Annotated in this window: 1 pseudogene; it reads right to left on the bottom strand. The window is 44.0% G+C overall.

The annotated features are described in order from the left end of the window. Positions 1-566: pseudogene (locus tag A3739_RS30205) on the bottom strand (wax ester/triacylglycerol synthase family O-acyltransferase); the annotation flags it as partial.

Raw genomic sequence — 566 nt, 5'->3', positions numbered from 1 at the left:
CATATTGCTAGGTACAAGCTCGGTTAGTCTGTTCGCAGATATAGCGTCGTCATAATGATTTGAACTTGTGGCCATCGAATGAATCTGGCGAATTCGACGAATAGGGTTTGATTCATTGGTGATTAACGAAAACAAACTAGCAGTGAGTTGTTTTCCAGATTTATACGTAAGGCTTGTTGAGCGCACTGAGATTGGAGAAAGTGCAATCAGCGGAGCCTTCGGAAGAGCGTTATTATCTTTTAGGTAGCTATGAAGTGCCTCAGCACAGACTCCAATAAGAATGTCGTTGGTCGTGACATTATTTAGCTCTTGTCGGAGTGTGCGAATAGAAGAGAACGACAAGCGTAAGTTGTCGCTGACGCGCTTGCTTGAGACTTTCTTATTTAGCGGGGTGCTCGCTACGCTTAATAGTGCTGAGGGAAGATTTAAACGCTGCAGTTTTTCGTACAGAACGCTGTAAAACGCTGAAGATGCAGTATCTTTGAGCAAGTTTGCAATGCTCGATGGAATGGAAAGAGCTGTGTTATAGGCCGCCTCAATCAAAGATGCTGTTTCAGGTAGTTCAG

The organism is Oleiphilus sp. HI0067 (assembly GCF_001635735.1).
This window is presented reverse-complemented; position numbering and strand designations above follow the sequence as displayed.